Genomic DNA, 14,265 nt, shown 5'->3' with positions numbered 1-14,265 from the left:
CGACATGCTTGGTTTCTCGACGCTCGGATGCCCCGGCCTGCCGCTGCGTGACGTCGCCGCCTTGGCGCGCAAGTACGGCATCGAGCTGGTCGAGTTGCGGTGCGCCGCCGACGAGCCCGTGCACGCGGGCCTCTCCAAGGCCGAGCGCGACGCCGCCGTCCAGGCGCTCGACGGACTGGGGATCACCGCGCTCGCCTCGTACTACCGGCTGTGCGACGACGACATCTCGATCCTGGCCGACCACGTCGAACTGGCGCACGACCTCGGCGCACCCGCGATCCGGATCTTCCCCGGCCGCTCACCGGGAACCTCGGTCGAACTGGCCGCGCAACGGCTCGCCCGCGCGGCCGAGATCGCCGAAGGCGTCACCCTGCTCGTCGAAACCCACGACCTTCTGTTGCGCGGCACGGAGATCGCCGCCGTACTGGCCCAGTCGGGCGCCGGCGGCATCGGCGCGATCTGGGACGCCATGCACACCTGGCGCGCGGGCGAAACCCCGGCCGAAGCCGCCGAGGCGCTGCTGCCGTGGCTCGGCGAACTACAGCTCAAGGACGCGGCGACGGCCACCGACCGCAGGCCGATGGTGCCGGGCACCGGCACAGTCCCGATCAGGGAAACCCTCGCCGCGGCCCGGGGCTTCACCGGCCCGATCGTGCTGGAACACGAAACGAAGTGGTACTCCGACGCGGCGCCGTTCGAGGAGTCGCTCGCCGCGTTCGTCACCCTCATGAAGCAGTAGCGAGCCCCGGTCGTTCGGCGACCGCGCTGGCGAACCGCCGCACCGCGTGGTCGAGTTCGGCGGACGCCGAAACGGAAACCTCGTCGCGGATCTCCGCGTCCGGCACGAAATGCCCCGGCACGACGTCAGTCGCGCCACGCGCGGTCAGCAACGGCCGCAACGCGTAATCGATCGCGACGAGATGCCCCTGAGTACCGCCGTTGGCCAACGGCAACACAACCTTGCCCGTCAACGCGGTCTTGTTGAGCAGGTTCAGCAGAGACTGCACCAACCCGCTGTACGCGGCGCGGTACACCGGACTGGCGACAACCACGCCGTCAGCCCGGTCGACCAAGTCCATCGCGTTGCGGATAGCCGGGTCGAGCAGGTCCGCGCTGAGCAGCGCGACCGTCGGCAGGTCACGCACCGCCAACTGGTGCACCTCGTGCCCAAGGCTGTTGAGCACCACGGACACACGCCTGAGCAGAACGGCCGTCGGCGCTTGCGGCGACGGGCTGCCTGACACGATCAGAATCGTGGCCATGGCCGATCACACCCCGACAGGAGTGAGGTCCGCTTCCAGCTCGCGCACGATCGGCAGGACGTGCTTGCCGAAGTACTCGACCTCCTCCAGGTAATGCAGGAACCCGAGGAGAAGGAGGTTCACGCCGCGTTTCTTGTACTCGACGATCCGCTCCGCGATCTGCTCCGGCGTGCCGATCAGCCGCGTCCGGAACCCGTCGTTGTACTGCACGAGATCCTCGAAGGACGAATCAGCCCACATCCCCTTCCTGTCCGCCGTGGACTGACCGGCCTGCGCGACGGCGTCACGGAACCCGTGCACAGCTTCGACATTGGCCTTCGCGACGATCTCCCGGAGCGTCTCGCGCGCTTCCTTCTCGGTGTCCCGCGCGATGAGGAAACCGTTGAGACCGAATCGGACAGCGCGGCCCTCCGCCGCCGCGCGGACATCGTCGATCTGCTCGGTGACGCCGTCGAAATCCTTGCCGTTGCTGAAGTACCAATCCGACACCCGACCAGCCATCCGGCGCGCGGCCGACGAGTTCCCGCCCTGGAAGATCTCAGGATGCGGCCGCCCAGGGCCGCTGAGCGGCTTCGGCTTCAAATCGAAGTCGTGCAGCCGGTAGAAGTCACCGGCGAACTCGGCGTGCTCACTCGTCCAGATCTCCCGCAGCACCCGGATGAACTCCTCCGAACGCCGATACCGCTCGTCGTGCTCGAGCCACGGCTCACCGAGCTTGGTGAACTCGTCCTTGAACCACCCGCTGACCACGTTCACAGCGGCCCGGCCACCGGAAAGGTGATCAGCCGTCGCCAGCAGCTTCGCGAGCACCCCCGGCTGCCACAAACCCGGGTGAACAGCGGCGATGACCTTCAACCGCTCGGTGGCGAGCAACAAGGCAAGGCTGAAACTGGTCGACTCGTGCTGGTAGGCGGCGCCGTAACTGGCGATGTACCGCACCTGGCTCAACGCGTACTCGAACCCGTTGTTCTCGGCGAGAACAGCAAGCTCGCGGTTGTAGTCGTAACCCCAGTCCGTCCGCTGCTCGATATCGCTGGTCACCAGGCCGCCGCTGACGTTGGGGACCCAGTAGGCGAATTTGATCGGTTCGTCGCTTGTGGACATCATCGCTCCCGGCCGGTGACCGTCTGACGTCGCCGAGTAAAGCCGCGTGGACAACACACCGGCAACCAGTCCCGAACCGTGAGATACCCTGTCCGAGGACGAGTCGGCAGGGCGGCCGCGGCGAGCGAAAGCGAGTCGAGGAAAGTCCGGACTCCACAGGGCAGGGTGGTTGCTAACGGCAACCCGAGGCAACTCGCGGGACAGTGCCACAGAAAACAGACCGCCCCGGCCCGCAAGGCCGAGGTAAGGGTGAAACGGTGGTGTAAGAGACCACCAGCACCCCGGGTGACCGGGGTGGCTAGGTAAACCCCACCCGGAGCAAGGCCAAGAGGGCGCCCGCGGGCGCCTGCGCAGGCGACAAGGGCTGCCCGCCCAAGCCTGCGGGTAGGCCGCACGAGCCTGTCGGCGACGGCAGGCCTAGATGGATGGCCGCCACCAGGGCCCACAAGCCCAGGTACAGAATCCGGCTTACCAGCCGACTCGTCCGCCGCGGGTGGCCCCTGCTCGGTGCTTCGCACCTTCGCAGGGGCGGCTCCCGAATGATTTTGGGGGCCGAGCCCCCCAGACCCCCACGGTGCGAGCAGATCCTCCGCCGCCGCCATGGCTTCCTGTTCGTCCGAGGCCGCTACCGCGTCGGCGAGGCGGACATACGCGTTGACACGGCCGACTTCCGCCGCCATCACCGTGGACAGTGCGGCCAGCGCTGGTTCGCAGGCGGTCCGCAATCCGTTGAACATCAACCTGTAGACGATGGAATCGGCGCCGTCGACGACCAGATCCCAGTACTCCAGCGCCTGGCGTTGCTGCTCGATCGGGTTGTCGGCCGCTGCGGCGAGGGCGCCGACCACGGAGCGCAGTGCACGGGCGAGGTCCGGGCCGCCGCGTTTCGCTGCCAGGCGCGCGACTTCACGACCCATCGCCGCACGGGTCTCCAGGATGCTGCGCACCACCGCCGTATCCAGTTCCCCGGTGACGACGTCGCCGATCAGCTGGTCCAGCACTTCGTCGGGCACGCAACGGCGGTCGATGCGTTTCAAGGCCACGCATCGACGGTGAGGACCTGTTGGCCAGAGGTCGAGTGGTCAGACCGGTTACCCTTCCGTGAGGTAGCGCTGCAGGGTCGGCCCCAACCACCGCACGACCTCGTCCACGCTCATCCCCACCACCGGCGGGAACTTCAGCACGTACCGGCACAGCACGAAGCCGAGGACCTGGGTCGACACCAACCCGGCTCGCATGGCGGCACGGTCGGGATCGAACGTCGAGATGACCGGCCCCAACTGGGCCGCGAAGATCGCCCGCATCCGCTCAGCCACCGACTCGTGGGTCACGCCGGCTCTCAGCAGGGCCAGCAGGGTCTCGTCGCCCTCCCACCGGGTGATCACGTGCCGCGCGAGGGTCGCGCCGATGTCCTCGCGCGGGATTCCGAGGAGGTCGGGAAGGCGCAGGTCGAACTCGGCCGCGGCGGAGAAGAGCTTCTCCTTGTTGCCGTAGTACCGCATCACCATCGCCGGGTCGATTCCCGCGTCCGCCGCGATCGCCCTGATCGTCGCGCGCTCGTACCCGTCGGCGGCGAACCGCTCACGGGCCGCGTCGAGGATCGCCTGCCTGGTCAGATCGGACCTGCGTGCCATGTCAACAAGTGTAGGCCAACAACCGTTGACATGGTCGATGAGCAGTCCTACGGTGGAAGTCAACAACCGTTGACCAAGGGAGCGGGACCATGAGAGTCCTGATCATCGGAGCGGGCCCCACCGGACTCACCCTCGCGGGAGACCTCGCCGAAGCAGGCGTGGAAGTGACCATCCTCGAACGCAGGCCACCTGAGACAGCGAACGCGACCAGGGCGTTCGGCGTCCACGCCCGGACGCTCGAACAACTCGACATCCGCGGTCTGGCGGACCAGTTGCCCGGCCAGAAAGTCCGGGCCGTCAGCCTGTTCGACAAGGTGCGGCTCGACCTCAGCAAGCTGCCGACCCGGTTCAACTACCTGTTGATCACGCCTCAGTACGAGGTCGAGAAAGTCCTGCGCGCCCGCGCCGAACGGCTCGGCGCGGAGATCGTCCACGGCGAAGAGGTCACCGGCCTCGTCCAGACCGCCGACACCGTGACCGTCACGAGCACGACACGGACCTGGGAAGCCCAGTACGTCGTCGGCACGGACGGCGTGCACAGCAAAGTCCGCGACCTGCTCGGCCTGCCGTTCCCCGGCAAGGCGGTGGTGAAGTCGATCATGCTGGCAGACGTCAAACTCACCACGCCGCCCCCGGATGTCCTGGCAGTCAACGCGGTCGGCGACGGATTCGCGTTCGTCGCGCCGTTCGGCGACGGCTGGTACCGCGTGTTCGCGTGGGACCGCCGCAAACAAACCGACGACAGGGCACCGCTGGAACTCGACGAGATCCGCGAGGTCACCCGTCGCGCACTCGGCACGGACATGGGCATGCACGACCCGCGGTGGATGTCACGGTTCCACAGCGACGAACGGCAAGTGCCGGCCTACCGAGTCGGCCGCGTCTTCCTGGCGGGCGACGCCGCGCACTGCCACTCCCCCGCAGGCGGGCAGGGCATGAACACGGGCATCCAGGACGCCGCCAACCTCGGCTGGAAGCTCGCCGCCGTCCTCAACGGCCACGCCGAACCGGAACTGCTCGACACCTACCAGCAGGAACGCCATCCGGTCGGCCGGTCCGTGCTGCGCAGCAGCGGCGCGATCATCCGGCTCGCCATGATCTCGTCGAGACTCGGCCGCCGGCTGCGTGGCACGCTCAGCCTTTTGCTGCTCGGCAACGAGAAGATCGCCGCGAAGGCCGCGGGCCGGATCTCCGGCATCGCCATCCACTACGGCGACAAGAAACGCGCGGCCGACGTGCCACTCAGCACGGGCAGGTTGTTCGAAGCGTTGCGAGGCGGGCGTTTCGTGCTCATCTCGAACGAAGACCGGGCGGACACCCCGGCCTTCGTCGACGTGGTCAAACCGGTCGACCCGGTCACCGAGCCGGTACTGGTCCGCCCGGACGGCTACGTCACGACCTGGGATGATGTGAGATGTCGTTGACCAGCCGGACCGAGGCGTTGCCGTCCGGATAGAACTCCACAATGGACAACGAGGCCAGGTCGAGGTGCAGCCGGAACAGCAGCGCCGGCCCCGCGTCCAAACCCAGCCGCAGCAACGACTTGATCGGCGTGACGTGGCTGACCACGACGACGGTCTTGCCCTCGTGCGCCGACACGAGCTCGTCTCGGACCTTGCGGACCCGCCGGTGCACCTCGTCGAAGCTCTCACCGCCGGGCGCCGGGATCGACGGGTCCGACAGCCACCGGCTGTGCAGCGCCGAGTCGCGCTCGGCCGCCTCGGCGAACGTCAGCCCTTCCCACGAGCCGAAATCCGTTTCCGTCAGCCCGGTGTGCACGTCGACAGCACCGCTGGTCGCGTCCGCGATCGCCTGTGCGGTCTGCTTGGCACGTCCCAACGGCGACGAGACGATCGGCGTCGACGAGTCCACGACGTCCATTGCGGACAGACGGGTCGCGGCGGCGAGTGCCTGCTGCTCCCCCAGCGGCGTCAGCGCGACGTCACCGCGGCCGGAGTACCTCCGCTCGACCGACAGCGGTGTCTGGCCGTGGCGCACCAGCAGGAACCTGGTCGGCGTGCCCTTGGCGCCCGTCCACTTCGACGGCGTCGACTGCCGTGGTTCGGCCTGCGCGTCCATCGCCTCGTTGGCCAGCCGGTCGGCTTCCTTGTTGCGCTCGCGGGGAATCCAGGAGTACGTCACCCGGTCGAACCCGGCGGCCAGCGTACGGGCCTGCGCGGCGAGCGGCTGCAGCGAGGGGTGCTTGATCTGCCAGCGGCCGGACATCTGCTCGACCACGAGCTTGGAGTCCATCCGCACTTCGACCTCGTCGGCGCCGACCGACGCCGCGGCCTGCAAACCGGCGATCAGGCCGCCGTACTCGGCCACGTTGTTGGTGGCCACACCGATTCCCTCGGCGCGTTCGGCGAGCAGCTCGCCGTTGGCCGCGTCCCTGACCACCGCGCCGTACCCGGCGGGGCCGGGGTTGCCCCTGGACCCGCCGTCGGCCTCGACGACGACCTTCACAGCCCGGATTCCGCCGTTCGGACCAGGATCGCGCCGCATTCCTCGCAGCGCACCACTTCGTCCGCGGGCGCTGCCTTGATCTGCGAGATCACCACGCGGTCCAGTTCCAGACGGCACGCGCCGCACCGCCGTGACCGCAGCAGCGCCGCGCCGGTGCCCTTGTGCTCACGAACCCGGTTGTAGAGGGCCAGCAGCGGCTCGGGGAACTGCGGCAGCATGGTCTTGCGGGTCGCGCTGGCCCTGGTCTCCTGGGTCTCCAGGTCGGCGAAGGCCTCGTCGCGCCGCCCGGTCGCGTCGGACACCGCCGCCTGCGCCTTGGCCAGTTCGGCTTCGGCGTGCTGGACGTCCATCTCCAGCGCCTCACGCCGCTCCATCAGCTCGAGCAGGTCGTCCTCGAGCGCGCCCTGCCTGCGGTGCAGCGTCTCGATCTCGTGCTCGAGGTCGGTCATCTGCTTGGCCGCGACCGTGCCGGACTGCAGCAGCTTGTTGTCCCGCTCGACCCTGGCCCGGACCTGGTCGATCTCCTTCTCCTGCCGCTTGACCTCGCGGTCGACGTCGCCGAGCTGGGTGGTCGCGGCGACCTGCGCGTCCCGCTTGGCCCGCTCGGTCTGTTCGGCCGCGCCGATCTCGGTGATCTCGGGCAGGGTTCGCCTGCGGTGGGCCAGCCGCGCCAGTTCGGCGTCGATCTCGGCGAGGTCCAGCAGCCGGCGTTGCACGGCTGGGTCGGCTTTCAACGTGCGGTCCTCCCCGTTCTGGCCGCACGGAGGGTCCATGGATCGGTGCGGCGGGTAGATGTGTGGGTTTCGACGTTACCCCCGAAGGCGGCGCGCACGACGCCCGCCGCCTGGTCGCACCACGGCCACTCGCTGGCCCAGTGCGAGACGTCGACCAGCGCGGGCGCGTGCGGCGCCGAGTCGAGGTGTTCGCCGCTGACGTGGTGGCGCAGGTCCGCGGTGACGTACGCGTCCACGCCCGCGGCCGTGGCCTGGGCGAGCAGCGAGTCTCCGGCGCCACCACAGACCGCGACCGTCCTGATCAGACGCTGCGGGTCACCGGCCGCGCGCACGCCCCACGCGGTCTCGGGCAACGCGTCCGCGACGCGCTGGGCGAACACCGCCAGCGGTTCGGGTTCCGGCAGTTCACCGATCCGGCCGAGGCCGAGGTGCGGCTGCTCCTTGGGGCTGAGCGGCGCGCTGACGGTCAGCCCGATCGCGGCGGCGAGCGCGTCCGAGACGCCGGGCGACGCGGAGTCGGCGTTGGTGTGCGCGCAGTACAGCGCTATGCCTGAGCGGATCAGGCGGTGCACCAGACTGCCCTTGGGGGTGTTCGCCGGTACGCCGTGCACGCCGCGCAGCAGCAGCGGGTGGTGGGCCACGACGAGGTCGGCGCCGAGCTCGACCGCTTCGTCCACAGTGGACTCAGTCGGGTCCACGCAGACCAGCGCGCGACGGACCTCGTCGGCCGGGTCACCGCAGACCAGCCCGACGGCGTCCCACGATTCGGCCAGTTCAGGCGGGTACGCGGCCTCCAGTGCGGCGACGACCCGGCCAACTGTGATCAACTGCCCACCTCCACCGGCCATGCTTGCAACAACTGTGACGCCTGCGCGGGCGGCCGTACCGCGAGCCGGATGTGATCGGCCGTCAGCCCGGGGAAGGTCTCCCCGCGCCGAACCGCGATCTTCTTGGCCCGCAACGCCGCACGCACGCGAAGCCCGTCCTCGACGCGGACGAGCACGAACGGCGCGGTCGGCGCGGCGACGACCTCGATCCCGGCGTCCCGCAGCGCGGCGACGAACACCTCCCGGTACTCGACGACAGTCCGGGCCGCCGCTTCCGCCTCGGCGACCGCGCCGGGCGCGCAACACGCGGTGACCGCTTCGAGCACCAGCGTGCCAACCGGCCATTGTGGACGGTCGACCGCCAGCCGGGCCAAGGTGCCCGCACTGCCGAGCACGTAGCCCGCACGCAGCCCGGCCAGCGCCCACGTCTTGGTCAGGCTGCGCAACACCAGCACACCGGGGTCGCCCGCGAGGGACTCCGGCTCGCCGGGGATCGCGTCCATGAACGCCTCGTCCACCACGACCACCCGCCCCGGCGCGGCCAGCTGCCTGATCAGCGCGGCGGGGTGTGTGACGGACGTCGGGTTGGTCGGATTGCCGATCACGACCATGTCGGCCTCGGCCGGCACCAGCTCGGGCCGCAGGACGTAGTCGCCGTCCAGCATGACCCGGTGGACGGGGATCCCGGCGGTCCGCAGCGCGACCTCGGGCTCGGTGAACGACGGGTGCACGACCGCGGCGAGGCTCGGCCGCAGGTTCGGTAGCAGCGCGAAGCCCTCGGCGGATCCGTTGAGCACCATGACTTCGTCCGCTGATCGACCGTGCCGCCGGGCCACGGCTTCGCGCGCGGCGAGGTCGTCCTCGTCCGACGGGTACGCCGCGAGCCGCTCCAGCGCGCCGGCCAGCCGGTCACGCAACCAGCGCGGCGGGGCGGGCAGCCGGTCACGCAACCAGCGCGGCGGGGCGGGCAGCCGGTCACGCAACCAGCGCGGCGGGGCGGGCAGCCACACGTTGACCGCGAAGTCCACCATGCCCGGCGCCATGTCCCTGTCGCCGTGGTGCCTGAGGTTCTCACCGGGATTCTCGCTGGTCATCGCGAGGATTCTAATGATGTCGGTAGTGTTGCCCGTCGTGCACCTGTCCTTTGTCTGCACCGGCAACATCTGCCGGTCCCCGATGGCCGCGATCGTCGTCCGTGAACACCTGCGCCGCGAGGGCCTCGACGAGGTCGAGGTCAGCAGCGCGGGCACCGGCAGCTGGCACGTCGGCGACGCGGCCGACCCGCGAGCCCAGAAGGTCCTGCTCGACCACGGCTACCAGTCCGCGCACGTCGCGGCGCAGGTGGGCACCGAGCACCTGGACGCCGACCTGCTGCTGGCGATGGATTCCGGGCACGCGGACGACCTGCGCGGGATGGTCGGCGACCCGTCGCGGATCAGGCTGTTCCGCTCGTTCGACCCGGCCGCGACCGGCGACCTCGACGTCCCCGACCCGTACTACGGCGGCAACGACGGGTTCGTGATCGTGCTGGGCATGATCGAGGCGGCCACTCCCGGCCTGGCCGGATGGGTCAAGGATGAGCTCGGCCGCGCTTGAGGCGACGAGTGAGCTGACCGGCGTCGAGGCGACCTCGGCGCACCGGCTGGGCGGCTCGGTGTACGAGGTGGAGCTGGCCGACGGCGATCTCGTGGTGGCCAAGCGGCACTCCCAGGTCTCGGCGGTCCTGGCCGAGGCCAAGTCGCTGGAGTGGATCGCCGAACCGGGCGTCGTGCCGGTGCCCGCGGTCCGCGCACACAGCGAGCACTGGCTGGTCATCGAGCAGATCGAGCCGGGTCAGCCGGTCGACGCCGAGGCGTTCGGACGCGGCCTGGCCCAGTTGCACCTGGCCGGTGCGCCCGCGTTCGGCGCCGCGCCCCCGGACGGCCCGGCGGACGCGTGGATCGGCCTCGCGCCGATGTTCAACCAGCCCGTGCCGTCATGGCCGGAGTTCTATGCCACGCAACGCATCGAGCCTTATGTGCGGCGCACCACGCTGCCGTGGGCGCCGTTCGAGGCGGTGTGTTCCCGGCTCGTGGACCTGGTGCCCGAGGAGCCGCCTGCGCGGCTGCACGGCGACCTGTGGTCCGGCAACGTGCATTGGGCCACGGACGGCCGCGCCTGGCTGATCGACCCAGCCTCGCACGGCGGGCACCGCGAGACCGACCTGGCCATGCTGCAGCTGTTCGGCTGTCCGATGCTGGACCGGGTGCTCGGCGCGTACCGGGAGGTCTACCCGTTGGCGCCCGGCTGGCGGTCCCGCGTTCCGCTGCACCAGCTGTTCCCGCTGCTCGTGCACACAGTGCTGTTCGGTGGTGGTTACGCCAGCCAGGCGCTTTCCGCAGCTAGGGCAGCGCTGCGGTGAGGTCGACCTCGATCAGCTGACCACTGAAGCCGAGCTGGGCGACGCCGAGGAGGGTGCTGGCGGTGGTGAAGGCCTCGGCGATGACGGACTCGTTGAGCTTCGCCCAGGCGTCGCCCAGGCTGACGCCGTCGGTGCTGACGACGTAGATGTGGGTGCGGACGACATCGCTTGGTTTGGCGCCCACGGCGGCCAGCGCGGTGAGGGCGTTGGCCGCGACGGCCTCGATCTGGGCGTGCAGGCCGCCCTCGACGACGTTTCCTTCCTTGTCGAGCGGGCACTGGCCTGCCAGGTAGGCGGTGCGGCCGGTCTCGGCGACGGTGATGTGGTGGTAGCCGGGTGTCTTGTGCAGCTCGGGCGGATTGATCCGCGTGATGTTCCCCATGCGGGGATCATCGCGGCAAAGCCGGTCGGGTTCGAGCGGGTTTCACCCGGACGGTTACGGTGGGGTGGTGCGACTGCGCAACCTGCTCCAGCCCGGGTGGCTGGGACTCACGGCGTTGGTGATCGTTTTCGCCACGGCGTGCTTCACGCTGCTCGCGCCGTGGCAGTTCCACCGGCACGAGGCCCGCAAGACCCAGAACGACGAGATCACGACCTCCCGCACCGCGCCGCCGGAGCAGTGGCGGCCGGGCATCAAGGAGTGGCGCCTGGTCACCGCCACCGGTGAGTTCCTGCCGAAGGACGAGATCATCGTGCGGCTGCGGACCGTACAAGGTGAGCCGGCGTACGAGGTGACGGTCCCGTTCCGGCTGACGGACGGCAGGATCGTGCTGGTCGACCGTGGGTTCCTGCGCCCGGAGCAGTCCCGTGTGCCGAACTACGCGCCGCCGCCGGCCGGGCAGGTCCAGTTGCTGGGCAGGCAGCGCGCCGACGAGACGGACGCGGAGAACCGCGACGCGTTCACCGACGAGAACGGCAAGCGCCAGGCGTGGAAGGTCGACTCCCGGATGGCCGCCCGGTCGACCGGTTCGACGATCGAGCCGGGCTACCTCCAGCTGGAGATCAAGACGCCCGGCGTGCTCGGCCCGTTGCCGCTGCCCGAGCTCGACGCGGGCCCGTACTTGTCCTACGCGCTGCAGTGGATCGCGTTCGGCGCGATGGCCGTCCTCGGCTGGCTGTACTTCACGTGGCGCGAACTGCTGCCCGGCGGCACCTTGTCCACCGAGCGCCCACGCAAGCGGTCCGTTGCCGAGATGGTCGCCGAAGAAGAAGCCTCCGAGCGCGCCCTGAACCCCTCGTGAGTGGTTGGTCCGGTTAGAACCGGACTTACCACTCACGAGGTTTTTTCAGCCGCCGCAGCTGCTTCCGCCGCCGCAACTGCTTCCACTGCTGCACGACGAGGATGAGCTGCAACTGCTCGACGAGGACGATGACGAGTCCGAGGACGAGCCACCGCCGCCGGGCCACCGGTACGGGTCCGACGTGGCCAGCGCGACCGAGATCGTCTCGTCGGGGAAGGCCGCCAGCCCGCCCAGCGCCACCATCCCGGCGACACCGGTCAGCGCGACGACGGGCAGCCGCAGGCCGGCGTCCGGGCCGTGGCTGCGCAGGCCCCGGACGAACGACGTCCCGGCTTTCGTCTCGCTGTGCCTGCCCGCCATGCACCACCTGACGACCAGCACGAAGACGGTCCCGAACAGGAAGAAGAGCAGCATTCCCACCGGGCGGCCGAGATCGACGCCGTTGACGAACCTGGCCACACCGATCCCGAAGACCACCAGCACAGGCAGGTGCACGACGGAGATCTGGGCGAACGAGTCCGGCTTGAGCAGTCCACGGGTCTGCAGCGAGGCGCGTACCGCCTTGATGGAGGGGTGCTTGCGCAGCTTCGCCTTGAGCGTGCGGGCGTGTTCCTTCCCCCGGCCGAGCAGGTCCACGATCGCCTGTTCCAGCTCGGTCCGGCCGGGCTTGCCGGTGGCCTGCATGATGCCGGAGCGCCGCACGCGCACGGCACCGGTCTGCAGCAGTTGCGCGATCGCCACGTCGACCACGCGGACGGGCCCGCCGCGCAGGTAGGCGACTTCCTCGACGCTGACCGGGCCGGCCGGGCGCTCACGCTGGAAGACCACCTTGCGCAGCAGCACGCCCACTACGGCCGCGACCACCACTCCACCGGCGTAGAGCCAGAGGAACTGCGGCCCGGAAATGCCCCAAGGCTCCATGTTCCCTCCCCGATCGCCGGTCATCGTAGACGGGCTCGCCGGGGTTTCGGCGCGCTTCGGCCGAGTTGCCCTATCAGGACAGTGAACGCGCCCGAAGGGGCTGCTCAGCGCCTGCTGAGCAAAGCGACGACGGCCGCCGCCGCGCTGGCCATGGCACCGACCACACGGGAAAGTTCCACCGCACGTGTGACGTGCCCGGCGTCGGGACTACGGCCGGTTCCGAGCACTGGCCGTTCCTCCACACCGTACGAGTACACGGTTCGCCCGCCCAGGCGAATCTCCAGCGCTCCCGCGAACGCTGCCTCGACGCGTCCCGCGTTCGGGCTCGGGTGTGCGGTGGCGTCTCGCTGCCACGCGTGCCACGCGCCTTGCGCGGACCCGCCGACAACCGGGGCTCCCGCGACGGTCAGCGCCGCTGCCGCACGGGCTGGCAGCAGGTTCACCACGTCGTCCAGCCGCGCCGCGGCCCAGCCGAAGTTGCGGTAGCGCGGCGAGCGGTGGCCGACCATGGCGTCCATCGTGTTCACCGCCCGGTACCCGAGCAGTCCCGGCACGCCGAACAGGGCGCCCCAGAACAGCGGCGCGACGACCGCGTCCGATGTGTTCTCCGCCACGGATTCGACGGTGGCACGGGCCAGCGCGGTCGCGTCCAGCGCCTGCGGGTCACGGCCGCAGAGGTTGGGCAAACGCTTGCGGGCCGCGTCCACGTCGCCCGCGTCCAGCTCACGGCCCATCGACGTGCCCTCGCTGGCCAGCGACTTCCCGCCGAGCGCGATCCAGGTGGCGGTGGCCGTGGTCACCACGCGCAGCAGCGGGTGACGCCGCCCGAGTCGTTCCCCGGCGACACCGACGGCGACGGCAGAACCGGCGAGCACACCCGTGTACACGACTCCGGGCAGCTTGCCGTCCTGGTAGACGAACTTCTCCAGACGTTGTGCCACAACACCGAATCCGGCCACCGGATGACGTCTGCGCGGATCACCGAACACACCGTCCGCGACCACTCCCAGCAGCAACCCGACTGCTCTACCCGCGGTCACCTGTCCTCCAAGCCCCAGCCCAGTACACCCACGGTAGCGCCGCCATGATCAGCGGCAGAAGCTAGGGTGGCGAGCCGTGAACCGTTGCGCGAATCCCGGAGATCGTCTCGCTGGGATTCTTCCTGCTCCATCGATCACCGCCTACCCGGGGGCGAGGTCTTGCGCGGTCTCCATCAGGCGTTTTGCCTCTCCGGGGAACTTCCCGGGGAGGGAACATCGGTCAGGTTCTGTCGGCGACCATGGCGGCGAGCAGGTTGCCCGCGGCGTTGTCGTCGCGGTCGTGAACGGTCCCGCAGGCGACGCAGGTCCATACCCGGCCGGTCTGGGCCAGTGCCCGGTTCACCCGCCGAAGTGCACGCTGCACGTCCTTCAGTGGCTTCGGGGCGGGGATGTCCTCCCGGGTGCCGTCGCTGTTGCGGAGGACGGCGAACGTGGTGAGTCCGAGGTCGATGCCGCGGGCTGGTGCGTCCCCGGGGGCTTGGTGGCGTGTGTTGATCTCGTCGCGGTCGACCGTGGACAGCGCGAGCCCGCCGCGGCAAGGCGACCGCCAGCGGCAGTCCGTGACGACCGAGACCGGCATCGTGCTGTCCTTCGCCCCGGCGGTCCGGCCGTGAACGCCCTGACCACGCACAGCC

16 protein-coding genes, 1 other RNA gene and 1 pseudogene are annotated in these 14,265 nt (G+C 69.9%); 6 read left to right on the top strand and 12 right to left on the bottom strand.

Annotation, left to right across the window (positions count from 1 at the left end; translation table 11 throughout):
* Positions 1-4 precede the first annotated feature (4 nt).
* Positions 5-739: a sugar phosphate isomerase/epimerase family protein gene (locus AOZ06_RS07410; RefSeq protein WP_054288747.1), complete on the top strand. Its 735-nt coding sequence runs from the start codon at positions 5-7 to the stop codon at positions 737-739.
* Here AOZ06_RS07410 and ssuE read toward each other — a convergent pair.
* Both ssuE and sfnG read right to left on the bottom strand, forming a co-directional pair.
* Positions 726-1,262, bottom strand: a complete 537-nt coding sequence (gene ssuE / locus AOZ06_RS07405; protein ID WP_054288746.1) for an NADPH-dependent FMN reductase — start codon at positions 1,260-1,262, stop codon at positions 726-728. The two genes, AOZ06_RS07410 and ssuE, sit on opposite strands and share 14 nt — an antisense overlap.
* Positions 1,263-1,268: 6 nt before the next feature.
* Positions 1,269-2,366, bottom strand: a complete 1,098-nt coding sequence (gene sfnG, locus AOZ06_RS07400; protein ID WP_054288745.1) for a dimethylsulfone monooxygenase SfnG — start codon at positions 2,364-2,366, stop codon at positions 1,269-1,271.
* 99 nt (positions 2,367-2,465) lie between these two features.
* On the opposite strand from sfnG, the gene rnpB reads away from it, so the two are divergent.
* An RNA gene (gene rnpB, locus AOZ06_RS52940) (RNase P RNA component class A) lies at positions 2,466-2,853 on the top strand.
* A 103-nt stretch (positions 2,854-2,956) separates the two neighbouring features.
* Here the strand turns inward: rnpB and AOZ06_RS61945 are convergent.
* A pseudogene (locus AOZ06_RS61945) lies at positions 2,957-3,313 on the bottom strand (FCD domain-containing protein); the annotation flags it as partial.
* A gap of 144 nt (positions 3,314-3,457) precedes the next feature.
* Positions 3,458-4,000 carry a TetR/AcrR family transcriptional regulator gene (locus AOZ06_RS07390; protein ID WP_054288743.1) on the bottom strand — a complete coding sequence of 181 codons (543 nt, stop codon included), beginning with the start codon at positions 3,998-4,000 and terminating at the stop codon, positions 3,458-3,460.
* 89 nt (positions 4,001-4,089) lie between these two features.
* Here AOZ06_RS07390 and AOZ06_RS07385 point away from each other — a divergent pair, with 89 nt between their 5' ends.
* On the top strand, positions 4,090-5,424 hold the full coding sequence (locus AOZ06_RS07385) for an FAD-dependent oxidoreductase (protein ID WP_054288742.1): 1,335 nt from the start codon (positions 4,090-4,092) through the stop codon (positions 5,422-5,424).
* Here AOZ06_RS07385 and AOZ06_RS07380 read toward each other — a convergent pair.
* The 4 genes from AOZ06_RS07380 to cobC are packed head-to-tail and all read right to left on the bottom strand — an operon-like array spanning position 5,393 to position 9,121.
* Positions 5,393-6,466, bottom strand: coding sequence for a bifunctional RNase H/acid phosphatase (locus AOZ06_RS07380; RefSeq protein WP_236952123.1), 1,074 nt, complete (start codon positions 6,464-6,466; stop codon positions 5,393-5,395). The genes AOZ06_RS07385 and AOZ06_RS07380 overlap by 32 nt on opposite strands.
* A complete protein-coding gene (locus AOZ06_RS07375; RefSeq protein WP_054296482.1) occupies positions 6,463-7,200 on the bottom strand; it encodes a zinc ribbon domain-containing protein in 738 nt (245 codons plus the stop codon). Before AOZ06_RS07375 ends, AOZ06_RS07380 begins: the two co-directional genes overlap by 4 nt.
* Positions 7,197-8,027 (bottom strand): Nif3-like dinuclear metal center hexameric protein, encoded by an 831-nt coding sequence (locus tag AOZ06_RS07370; RefSeq protein WP_225953164.1) that lies wholly within the window; start codon positions 8,025-8,027, stop codon positions 7,197-7,199. The genes AOZ06_RS07375 and AOZ06_RS07370 overlap by 4 nt, the downstream gene beginning before the upstream one ends.
* The gene (gene cobC, locus AOZ06_RS07365; protein ID WP_054288739.1) at positions 8,024-9,121 is read right to left on the bottom strand and encodes an Rv2231c family pyridoxal phosphate-dependent protein CobC; all 1,098 of its coding nucleotides are present in this window, start codon (positions 9,119-9,121) and stop codon (positions 8,024-8,026) included. Before cobC ends, AOZ06_RS07370 begins: the two co-directional genes overlap by 4 nt.
* 16 nt (positions 9,122-9,137) lie before the next feature.
* On the opposite strand from cobC, the gene AOZ06_RS07360 reads away from it, so the two are divergent.
* Positions 9,138-9,623, top strand: a complete 486-nt coding sequence (locus AOZ06_RS07360; RefSeq protein ID WP_225953163.1) for a low molecular weight protein-tyrosine-phosphatase — start codon at positions 9,138-9,140, stop codon at positions 9,621-9,623.
* The gene (locus AOZ06_RS07355; protein ID WP_054288738.1) at positions 9,604-10,428 is read left to right on the top strand and encodes a fructosamine kinase family protein; all 825 of its coding nucleotides are present in this window, start codon (positions 9,604-9,606) and stop codon (positions 10,426-10,428) included. The genes AOZ06_RS07360 and AOZ06_RS07355 overlap by 20 nt, the downstream gene beginning before the upstream one ends.
* On the opposite strand, the gene AOZ06_RS07350 is transcribed toward AOZ06_RS07355, so the two are convergent.
* Positions 10,409-10,810 carry a RidA family protein gene (locus tag AOZ06_RS07350; protein ID WP_054288737.1) on the bottom strand — a complete coding sequence of 134 codons (402 nt, stop codon included), beginning with the start codon at positions 10,808-10,810 and terminating at the stop codon, positions 10,409-10,411. The genes AOZ06_RS07355 and AOZ06_RS07350 overlap by 20 nt on opposite strands.
* A 67-nt stretch (positions 10,811-10,877) precedes the next feature.
* Between AOZ06_RS07350 and AOZ06_RS07345 the strand changes: the two genes are divergently transcribed.
* Positions 10,878-11,669 (top strand): SURF1 family cytochrome oxidase biogenesis protein, encoded by a 792-nt coding sequence (locus AOZ06_RS07345; protein WP_054296480.1) that lies wholly within the window; start codon positions 10,878-10,880, stop codon positions 11,667-11,669.
* A 45-nt stretch (positions 11,670-11,714) separates the two neighbouring features.
* Here the strand turns inward: AOZ06_RS07345 and AOZ06_RS07340 are convergent, their stop codons facing one another.
* From AOZ06_RS07340 to AOZ06_RS58745, 3 genes are all read right to left on the bottom strand, one after another.
* A complete protein-coding gene (locus AOZ06_RS07340) occupies positions 11,715-12,590 on the bottom strand; it encodes a TIGR04222 domain-containing membrane protein (RefSeq protein WP_054288736.1) in 876 nt (291 codons plus the stop codon).
* 104 nt (positions 12,591-12,694) lie between these two features.
* A complete protein-coding gene (locus tag AOZ06_RS07335; protein ID WP_054288735.1) occupies positions 12,695-13,630 on the bottom strand; it encodes a cobalamin biosynthesis protein in 936 nt (311 codons plus the stop codon).
* 220 nt (positions 13,631-13,850) lie between these two features.
* Positions 13,851-14,210, bottom strand: a complete 360-nt coding sequence (locus tag AOZ06_RS58745) for a zinc ribbon domain-containing protein (protein ID WP_218921946.1) — start codon at positions 14,208-14,210, stop codon at positions 13,851-13,853.
* Positions 14,211-14,265 lie beyond the last annotated feature (55 nt).

This window comes from Kibdelosporangium phytohabitans, from assembly GCF_001302585.1.
Lineage (GTDB): Bacteria > Actinomycetota > Actinomycetes > Mycobacteriales > Pseudonocardiaceae > Kibdelosporangium > Kibdelosporangium phytohabitans.
This window is presented reverse-complemented; position numbering and strand designations above follow the sequence as displayed.

Bases quoted from the DNA above. Each gene is read 5' to 3' on its own strand.
- AOZ06_RS07410 (WP_054288747.1), top strand. From the start codon at position 5: ATGCTTGGTTTCTCGACGCTCGGATGCCCCGGCCTGCCGCTGCGTGAC.
- ssuE (WP_054288746.1), bottom strand. From the start codon at position 1,262: ATGGCCACGATTCTGATCGTGTCAGGCAGCCCGTCGCCGCAAGCGCCG.
- sfnG (WP_054288745.1), bottom strand. From the start codon at position 2,366: ATGTCCACAAGCGACGAACCGATCAAATTCGCCTACTGGGTCCCCAAC.
- AOZ06_RS07390 (WP_054288743.1), bottom strand. From the start codon at position 4,000: ATGGCACGCAGGTCCGATCTGACCAGGCAGGCGATCCTCGACGCGGCC.
- AOZ06_RS07385 (WP_054288742.1), top strand. From the start codon at position 4,090: ATGAGAGTCCTGATCATCGGAGCGGGCCCCACCGGACTCACCCTCGCG.
- cobC (WP_054288739.1), bottom strand. From the start codon at position 9,121: ATGACCAGCGAGAATCCCGGTGAGAACCTCAGGCACCACGGCGACAGG.
- AOZ06_RS07360 (WP_225953163.1), top strand. From the start codon at position 9,138: ATGTCGGTAGTGTTGCCCGTCGTGCACCTGTCCTTTGTCTGCACCGGC.
- AOZ06_RS07355 (WP_054288738.1), top strand. From the start codon at position 9,604: ATGAGCTCGGCCGCGCTTGAGGCGACGAGTGAGCTGACCGGCGTCGAG.
- AOZ06_RS07350 (WP_054288737.1), bottom strand. From the start codon at position 10,810: ATGGGGAACATCACGCGGATCAATCCGCCCGAGCTGCACAAGACACCC.
- AOZ06_RS07340 (WP_054288736.1), bottom strand. From the start codon at position 12,590: ATGGAGCCTTGGGGCATTTCCGGGCCGCAGTTCCTCTGGCTCTACGCC.
- AOZ06_RS58745 (WP_218921946.1), bottom strand. From the start codon at position 14,210: ATGCCGGTCTCGGTCGTCACGGACTGCCGCTGGCGGTCGCCTTGCCGC.